Consider the following 9263-nt stretch of genomic DNA (forward strand, 5'->3'; position numbering starts at 1 on the left):
ACTTGAGCAATCGGCACAATCTCACCAGTGAAGCGGGAGATTTGTGTCATAGGCAACCGAATCATCCCGCTTCAACTCCTTTGATTTAGCGACCTATCCCGACGCCGTCTAGTGATTCAACAGAGCCATTCCAAGGCAACAAGACTGGGGAAAAATCATATAATGGCGATTTTAGTTTAACAGTCCCAACGAAACTGTCCGCAAATGAGTGGAAAGATATCCTGCGAAGCGGCGAGAACAGGGCATCTCACGTTGATGAAGTCACACCCGCAAGTGGACAAGCAGTGACGATAGTTTTTGATACTGCAGACTATGATATTAAATGCTCCCCGGTCGGTGTTGGAAAGGATCCGGACAATAGCCCCGAATATAGCGCAGGAAATGGTAATCAAGGTCGGAGTGGAAATACACTAGGACCTGAGGTACCACGTATCTCAACCGATAAAGTATCTGTAAAAAAAAGCGATTCGTTCAATCTCACAGCAGTAGTTAATGATCAAGGAAGAGGAGGGAATGATATTATCCAAGCTCAGTGGTCATCGAATAAGTCTACAAATAGAGCACCCAACCGGCGGTCTAATATGTCCGCTTCAGACGGAGAATTCGATCAGCCGAAAGAAGACGTTAACCGATCCATAGATACCGCTGGTTGGGCTACTGGCCACCACGAATTATCCATCCGTGGAACGGATGGGAACCTAACACAGGGCCCCACAAATTCGACAATCGTAAACATCGCACCGCTAGCCAGTGCAGAGCGCGCTCAGATAGTCAGTTCCAGAAAAACCCGTAATAACGACGGTGATGGTGTGCAAGACACTGTAAAGTTCACTCTAGAAAATACCGGGTCTTCTCCAGTTAGTATACAAAATATTACAATTCGCGATGCTGAGAACTTCCAGGTAGATCAAGTTGGAAACGGTTCAACTGTTTTTAATAGAGGATGGTCTTGGGATGATGCAGGCCCAGAGATTGTGAGTAGTCGTACCGGAAGTCTATACGACTCGACTGATGGTCCCGTCCCACTGAGAACCACGGTGCAACTCCAATCAAATGAGGTGGTCTCAGATGGTGAGCAAACAGAATACACGATTACTGAGTTCAGGGATAATCGCTTTGGTGGATTCGGTAGTAATGAGGATCCTGGCTCGCAAGTGACGTTGACTCTCGGGTTTGAAGACGGGAGTGAAAAAACAGTAACGTTGGATAATCTCTGAGGTAGTGTCGTCGGCGTCCTTGCTACTGGCACTCTCGTGTTCTCCAGTTCGCTAACTCAGTCTGGCCCGACTGTCGATGAATCATATTCGTAGTGCTCGCTATCACTATCCCTGTTACCACCGCTTACGCACTTGCTGAATGGTTCGTTGAGGGGATTAAGGAGAGAAACAAATGACGGTTAGAAATCCGGGCGGGTAGCTAACCAACAGCTGCGCGTTTTTTCGGGGTCTTGTTGGTTAGCACTTTTCGCGACACCCTGTCCTGCCACATACTTAGTCAATCACATCGACAGCCGCGTAATCCCGTCTGATGACGGTGAACCAAACTGAACTAGCTGTGGAGCATCTTCGAACCGCTGGTGAGCATGATTTTCGGGATGGATCGTCGCTGTCGGCGGCGCACTACCGCCGACGCGACAGTGTCACCACTGACGACCGCTGTCCGGCCCGATGGACAGCTACCGGAAGAACCGTCATCAATTAGTGCGGGGCGCCGCCAGACTGCATATCCTCGCCAAGCAGACGCTTACTCTAACCTGATGTGATCAACTGAGGTTGGAGAGCGCGTTACTGTAGAGATTACCGATGTTAGAGAAAACGTCGCCTTCGCTCAGGTTGTTACACGGGGCAGTTCCTCTGAGTAAACTGTCCTAGATCTATTCCTCGTTGGCGTAAACGAGTTGCAGTGCTTCACGAAGGTAATAAAGCACTTTGTCATCATCGGTCTGCTGATGAGCGTGCCGGATGTGCTTTTCAACGGGGTTATCGGTTTCAGTTTCGACGCTTTCTCGAGGCACATATCCGTATTTTATTGTAACTTAATATACCTGCTGGTTATTTGCTAGATATTGATGTACCACCCGTAATTAATTGGCTTGTTATCGGTGCGCAACCAATACCAGTTTGTCTACTGTACCTGAGATGCAAATTGATTCGTTGAAGAATGTCAAGTAGCGGTCCCAACAACATACCGGTCATCAGATGAGATGCTCGATGGACCCGCCGCCCCGGGCTAACTCAGACTGCTCAGACGAGGCATCTGTCTTACGCTCGGAGAGCGGCTCCAGTGAAACGGACTGTTGTATCGCCGTGAACTTCGACCGTAGTTGGCTGCTCGTCGAACGCACTAACTCTTCGTCTGGCCATGATTGACAGGAATGTGCTTAGTTCCACTTTATACTGATACTTATTTCAAATAAAAAGGTATCCAATGAATGCCCCGAGACCATGTATAAGAACGAGATCAGGCAGGAGAATGCCGCACACTCCGATCAGTTGGAGCACTAACGTAGGCCCAGACTGAACAGTCAGAGAGAGTACGCCATACTCAAGCAGGGACAAGACAAAAACCCCAGCTGTGACCGCTTTCAGACTCTGAATTCCGTCATACGCGATAGCCCGGGTACTATCCGCGCCACGGAGTGGAAGTCCATGATTTCGGATGTCGATGAAGGTGCGAATTAGTACCCATGCCGCCAGTACAATTACGCCAAGGGAGCCAGCAGCGACAATCATTATTCCGGCGCTGAGGATTGACGTATCGCCACCTAACGCGGTAAATGACCCAAAAATTACGACCGGCAGTGCGATCACCCAGACTGCAACCGATAGTGCTGTTAGTAGTATCTCAACTGGCAGGGTATTCGCCGACATCCATGCTTGAATCCGCTCCGTACGTGAGGGCGGGGCCGCTATTCCTGATTGTCGCGGTGCAGCTGTTGGACCGCTGGAGGGCTCGGAAGGCATATTCGGCGCCAATATCCCAACGCGAAAAATTCTTATCAAGTAGCCTGTAATAACCCCGTTCACACCGTAGTGGTTCTATTACTTGATCAAGAGAAAGAGACACGCCTGCAAGGGCTGAAAGACCAACTTGAGGCGACCGAGGGTGACGAAGCTGATGAGCTCCGTAACGAAACCGATAGGAGTTATGGAACCTGTCGAAAAACAATTTTGAGTCGAATCTTACGGTCTTAGCATCGGCTATAGCATTAATTGTCCCCATATACCGGCAAAAAAAACATTTTTCGACAGGCTCTATGGTGACTTTATCTGAGTCTCTGTGGTAATTTCCTCGAAGTTCCCAATTGTTAATTGGCAGAATATCTGTGCGAAAGTGGTCCGCGCACTCCAAACGGCGGTTTCATCATCTGCTTTGCCGCCGCGAATACTAAGTAAAAACACGTCAAGGTCGACTATCAGAATCCGCTCAGCATACTCGTTACTTTGATTGACCTGGGAAGAATAAAATATGTCGATATTGTCATTATCGATCCACGAACTATCGATTGTCTGACCGCTCTTTGCAAGTAGTGTGACGCCGATACCACGCTCACACGCTGCTTCCAGTGCTGTTACCAAATCTGGGCTTGGGTCAACAAGGTCTGGGCTACCATATAGAATTGTTTGGTTCGCTTCGGAAGCTAGTTTAGCAATCCTCTCGGTAATAGCTGTTTTTCCAGTAATTGACCAGACATCTTCGTTCTCTTCGGCTTCGTTTCCAGTAGCAGGTTCCAACGACTCAAGATAATCAAACACACTATCACGCTGAGTTTCAAACCGATTTTCAAGCTGTGCTTTTGCTTCATCCAGTGAAACAGGTTGGAATACCTGTGGATTCGACTGCTGGATGCTAATGAACCCGCGACTCTCTAAATCGTGTGCTGTCGTGTATACTTGCGGCCGGGGAACCTCGGTTACAGAAGCTATCTCACGGGCAGTCCCGCTCCCAATCTCAACGAGTGTAATGAACACGCGTGCCTCATACGTTGACAACCCTAGCTCTTTCAATGACTCAGTTGCTTCGTTATCGCTCATTCTATTGATTCTCCGAATGCTTTACTATCGTGTGTACTGTTATTATCCGATCTTTGAACATTGTGTATCCAATCATATTTGAATGGAGTTCGCTCATTGATTCACCCGAAAGTTGTTTCCAGACAGGAACCGAGTGATATCAGATTCAACGAATTGGGACCAGATCACAAGTGCAGAGGGGACAATAATTATCGATGCAAGATACGAGTAAAGAATTGTCAGCCCGGTCAATATGCCGAACTGTCCAAGCACTGGTGTGATTGCAATTACGAGCACCCCGATTCCTGATACTGTTGTTAACATTGAACCGGTAAGCGCTCCACCAGTACCGCGGACTGTAGTAGTGAGTGCGATAAAGACATCTGTACCTCGTTCATATTCTTCTGAGAACCGGTGGATCAGGTGCGCAGAATAGTCTGTTCCAAGCCCAAGCCCGATCGAGAGGATGGTTCCCGTTAGGACATTAAATGGAATCCCAAGGTAACGCATCGTTGCAGCGATGCCAGCAACAGTGATCGCAATAGGTAGGAGGTTAACTACCCCAAGAAGGGGCCGGCCTTCGAGCGCGGCATACGCGATAATAAGAAAGATACCAGACCCCACGAGAGCAAGAGCGAGACTAATCAACGCTGACTCACCAATCACGTCTGAAACTGCTTTGAGAACAATTACGCCGCCAGTTGCAGTTGCCTTAAACCGGAAGCGATCCGCAACAGTGCGGGTGTCAGAAGTCACTTCATCCTGTGTTGCGTCGGCTTCAACAGCGTACTCAATACGCGCTGACGTATAATCGTCGGTGATATAATTCAGCGCCTGTCCTCGCGCTGGTGAATCAAGTAAGGCATCATAGATTGTTACCAAGTTATCATCTGGAATCCCGTTTGCGTTCCGGTCGTTTTGGGCGACAAGCGCAGCGAACTCGGGATTTCGTTCAGCGTACGACCGTATAACAGTAATAATAGATGTTTCACGGGCATGACCGTCATCAATAATGAAGCTATCCGGTGGAGAGTCTCCTGCGCGGTACATAGATTCAAGCGCTCCATCATCTGTTAATGACCCTTCAATGTACACTGTTGTTGTATCTTCCTCGCCAGTTTGGAACCGATCCTCAAGGAAATTCGTTGTTTCTGTCACTGTGTACTCACTTGGCTGTACACTTGCTGGTAAGTATTCCAGATACTCTGGATTTTCTTCGGGTGGCAGAAAATCGTCCTGCGAGAACCGCGACTCAACTCCAGATCCATAGACACCAACCCACGCTGTGCTGAGTACCAGCACGATGACGAAGGTCTTTGGAGCTGCTCTACCGATGTGTACGCCAGCCAAAAGAACCCGTCCAAGTAGTGAGTCCTCCGAACCCATCGGTTGTGACCCAAACGTCGGAATCGGATATCGCTGGCATAATTGATCAGCATAGACCTTGCTTGCAGGAAGAAACACTCCAAAGATGAGGAATGTAAATACAATGCCGATGGCAGCGACGATGCCAAAGTCTTGAATCGATCCCAATGGGCTACTCATATTTGCAGCAAAGCCAACCACAGTAGTCCCAGTGACAATAGCAAATGCAACGAGCAACTGATCCGTAGTGGTCCGCATGGACTCTTGAATCCCGTATCCCTGGACCCGCTCTTCACGGTAGCGATTGATCGCATGAATGCCGAAATCAATCCCGACCGCAAGTAGCAGGGGAGGGACTGCAATTAACAGCTGTGAGAACGCGATGCCTGCCAGGCCCATAAAGCCGAACGTCCAGAGAATTGCCATCGCTAACGCTACCACACCTAATAGAAGGTCGACAGGGTCGCGATAAGCGATGATAAGGAAAAACAGGATCAGTCCGACTGCAGCGGGTACTACTAGAGCTAGTGAATCGCTTATCACTGATGACAGCTCTTCAGATGTGAGGCCACTGCCGAAAACAGTGATGTCACCGCCGACGGAATCAACAACAAAGACTGCTTGTTGCTGTATACTAGTGAGTGGACTTGATCCGCTGCTACCTGGACCGCTGTCGGTTTCGGTTTGCAGTTGATGTGTAACAATCCCGATTGTTGCCGAAGCGCTGGCTGAACGAGCATTGAAGTCGTTACTGAGACTGGCCCGAAATTGTGGATTTCGCTCAGCGGCTGTTTGCACAGCTTGGTCGATCTCACTCGGTGTCGCGGTTTCAACGACACGGATCTGCTCTTCGAATGTTTCTGCAGACGGATCAAGGGTTCTGGCAACTGCCTGTGCGACGCTTGTGGTGGATTCGACCTGTATCTCAGGGTTCTTTGACAGCCGATGCTGCGCTCGAAGCATCCGCAGTAATTCTGGCTTCGACAAGACATTCTGGCCTGAGTGGATTAGCTGTGTCGTCCCTGTGTCACCCTCAAATGTGATTCGCTCAAAGTTGTTGTTTACTTCGTCCAACGCATCGGCTGCCGGAACATCGTCGACAAATTGACTGGTCCCAGACTCTGTGCCAGACTGCCCAAGGCCAGTCGCAAACACGCCTGACAGGATCAAAAAAACGAGGATAACCTGTTTTGGCCGATCCGCAATCCAGTGGTCTGCGATGTCGATATACCGCTGGTAGTTGAGCTCGAAATCCATGGATTAGCTTGACCACCGCCGCCAGCCACCGATTCCAGCGACCCCAATAATGACGAACACGCCCAAGACAAGAGGGAGTGGGAAGCCGCTGTCTTCAGGTTCTGTTACGACAATTGCGGTGGTATATGTTTTCGAGACTTCAGAGTCGCCATCTGGCATTTCGTACTGGAAGTCAAGTGAGACTGGGTATGTTTTCGGCAACGCATCACCTGCCGCAGAGAGTGCGATGGTAACTTCGGCTGTTTCATTTGCCGCCAGCGATGTGATAATCGCCTCATCGTTATCACTGGATAGGGGGCTTTCAACAAACGCCTTTGCTTCGACGTTTTGTAGTGGTTGCTCACCGTTGTTCGTAATTTGTACCGTTACGGCTTGGTCACTCCCAGCCGCAATTTCATCTGTAGCAGTTTTAATAGTGAATCTGTCGCGCTTGGGTTCAATTCTTGCTCTTGTCTCTAATCCATCACTTCTCTGCACATCGCCGCGCGTGTTCCGATAACGAGTTGTGAGATTGAATTGCTGAACGCTGGCACTTCCTGCGTCACTTACCGTTACGGTGTACTCAAAGTTAGCACGCTCACCTGGAGCAATATCAGGAATCGCGTATTCTGAGGAGTCCACTACAATGTTTGGGTTGGATGGAGAGAACATCACAACTGGATTTGTAACCGTATCGGGCCCGTTGTTAACAACTGTTCCCGAAACTGTGCCTTCCTCACCGACGCGAAGATTTGTTGAGACGTTTGTAACTGAAAAAGACTGCTCAGCAGTCGGTCGCACTCCGGTAGTTAGCGTTCGAGAGGACCGGTCAATCCCATCGGTGTCGCGGTAGTTCACCGTGAGATCAACAGAGTATGCTCGAAGTGTGGCGTCGTCAACCATTTCAACGGTATATTCGATGACGCGTTGTTCGTCTGGCTCCCACGACCCGATATTTGCCGTTGAACTCTTTGATCCGGTCCCAAAGAGAAGTTCATCGCTGGAAGACGCTGCAGCAACGCTCGCGTCCCGTGCTGCTCGGTCACCAACATTCTCTATCGTTACAGTGAGATTTCCGCGGTCACCGACTTGTGAAGTAGTTGTTGAGTCGACAATATCGAATCGCGACTGACTGCGCACACGAATCGTCACATATTCTGTTCGACTCCGGTCGAAATCGTTGTATTCGGGTCCAAAGCTATCGTAATTGACACTCCGAGTAGATGCATAGCTGATTTTGACCGGAACTCGGTATGTCCCTGGTTCCGCACTATCTTTGATCGTGATGTTCACAGGTGGAGCTGATGCTGTCCCTGTTGGTACATTTCCGATGCTGACTGAGCCAGTATTTATTTCAATTGGTGCGGATCCAGATTTAACATCGGCTGTGACACCACGAGCGGTTGTGATGCGATTTTCATACTCTGCAGGGCCTCCTTTTCTAATTGAGCCTCTATTTACTATTTCAAGCCTAAGTTCTGCCTGAGTCCCTGGTTCAAACTCTTGGGTGGGGGCATTGAGATCAATATCTGGAGATCCAATTACTTGTCCAGAATTCCCCGCTGTTTGTGCAGTTACTGGAGCGATAGTTGAACCAAGAAGCACGGCAGAAAGAATAGCTGCAACCGCAATAGAACGTACGTGATTATAGATCACGGTTCACCTGAGTAACTTCATTCGGACACACTCGCGCTGAAAACATCTCCTGGGTTGGGGCCAAGTCGGCTTGTTTGTACATACCTACATACAGACTGTGTTAGGAACCTTAAGAATGTTTTCTCATTGTTTGATAGTGCTAGTGGCCCCACCATTCGTATTTATTTAATACGTATCCCCCCTGTTGCGTTGCAGTAGCGAGCCTCTCCTAGAGAATCGGTCGTTCTTGATGGATTTTCTGTGCGTCTTCAGCCATCCGTTCTATAGTAGTCATTAGAAATAATTGCTCACTTTTGGAAGCGACAGTTGGTCGAGAGCGGTATCGATCGCGGTGGTCAGTTGCTCAAGCGAGTCGAAGAACCAGTTGCTGAGAGCGTTTTGGAGTTGTCGCCAACACTCTTCGACAGGATTGAGTTCCGGCGAATACGCCGGCAACGTGACGAAGGCGAGGTCGTCACGGGCCGCCAGGTCCGTGACGTCCGACGCCTGAAAGTACGGCGCACCATCCAGCACGACGATCAAGTCTTCTTCGAATTCTTCGCATAACGCGAGAATGAAATGTTTCGCGTGATCGGCGGTGACGTATTCGGTAAATCGGGAGAAAAAGCAGTCGCCGTCTTCGGTGATCGCGCCGAGCAGACACGTCCAGTCGAGTTGACCGGACAGTTCGACGCTCGGCCGCGTGCCGCGCGGAAACCACGCGGCACGCGGCTCGACTTGCACGGATTTCTTGGTCTGGTCGATACAGACTACGGTGGCGTCCATATCCCGCCGCTTTTTTTGAGAGTGCCGTGGAACTTTTCTTGCTCGTCTTCGTCGGCTTCGGCGGCTTTCCGGCGCGGTTTCTGATAACTCAATCCCGCTTCTTCTGCCGTGTTGAATAGATGCTGAGTCACGGTTAGAGTGGCTCACAGAGTGGTTCCATGTTCGAGATGGCGAACATGAGGACAATTTCACGGAACTGCCGGTACCAACCCAGCGCTCGCACGGCAT

The 9263-nt window shown here is 49.6% G+C and carries 4 protein-coding genes and 4 pseudogenes; 2 read left to right on the plus strand and 6 right to left on the minus strand.

Features of this window, described 5'->3' with window-relative positions; genetic code table 11:
* The first annotated feature begins 284 nt into the window (after window positions 1–284).
* Both G9463_RS22535 and G9463_RS22540 read left to right on the plus strand, forming a co-directional pair.
* Window positions 285–1217: a hypothetical protein gene (locus tag G9463_RS22535; RefSeq protein WP_193569712.1), complete on the plus strand. Its 933-nt coding sequence runs from the start codon at window positions 285–287 to the stop codon at window positions 1215–1217.
* A gap of 548 nt (window positions 1218–1765) precedes the next feature.
* Window positions 1766–1861 (plus strand): annotated as a pseudogene (locus G9463_RS22540) (TRAM domain-containing protein); the annotation flags it as partial.
* Between the two features lie 1393 nt (window positions 1862–3254).
* Here the strand turns inward: G9463_RS22540 and G9463_RS22545 are convergent.
* From G9463_RS22545 to G9463_RS22565, 6 genes and pseudogenes are all read right to left on the minus strand, one after another.
* Entirely contained in the window at window positions 3255–4034 is a 780-nt protein-coding gene (locus G9463_RS22545; RefSeq protein WP_007189995.1) for a TrmB family transcriptional regulator, read from the minus strand.
* A 93-nt stretch (window positions 4035–4127) separates the two neighbouring features.
* Complete coding sequence (locus G9463_RS22550; protein ID WP_004966923.1) at window positions 4128–6635, minus strand: RND family transporter; 2508 nt, start codon at window positions 6633–6635, stop codon at window positions 4128–4130.
* Window positions 6636–6638: 3 nt separating this feature from the next.
* A complete protein-coding gene (locus G9463_RS24630) occupies window positions 6639–8270 on the minus strand; it encodes a COG1361 S-layer family protein (RefSeq protein WP_370457994.1) in 1632 nt (543 codons plus the stop codon).
* Between the two features lie 273 nt (window positions 8271–8543).
* Window positions 8544–9125 (minus strand): annotated as a pseudogene (locus G9463_RS22560) (IS630 family transposase); the annotation flags it as partial.
* Window positions 9095–9166: pseudogene (locus G9463_RS24635) on the minus strand (hypothetical protein); the annotation flags it as partial. The pseudogenes G9463_RS22560 and G9463_RS24635, both read right to left, overlap by 31 nt.
* A gap of 2 nt (window positions 9167–9168) precedes the next feature.
* Window positions 9169–9263, minus strand: a pseudogene (locus tag G9463_RS22565) (IS5/IS1182 family transposase); the annotation flags it as partial.

Origin of the sequence: Haloarcula sp. JP-Z28 (assembly GCF_011440255.1) — an archaeon.
Classification (GTDB): domain Archaea; phylum Halobacteriota; class Halobacteria; order Halobacteriales; family Haloarculaceae; genus Haloarcula; species Haloarcula marismortui.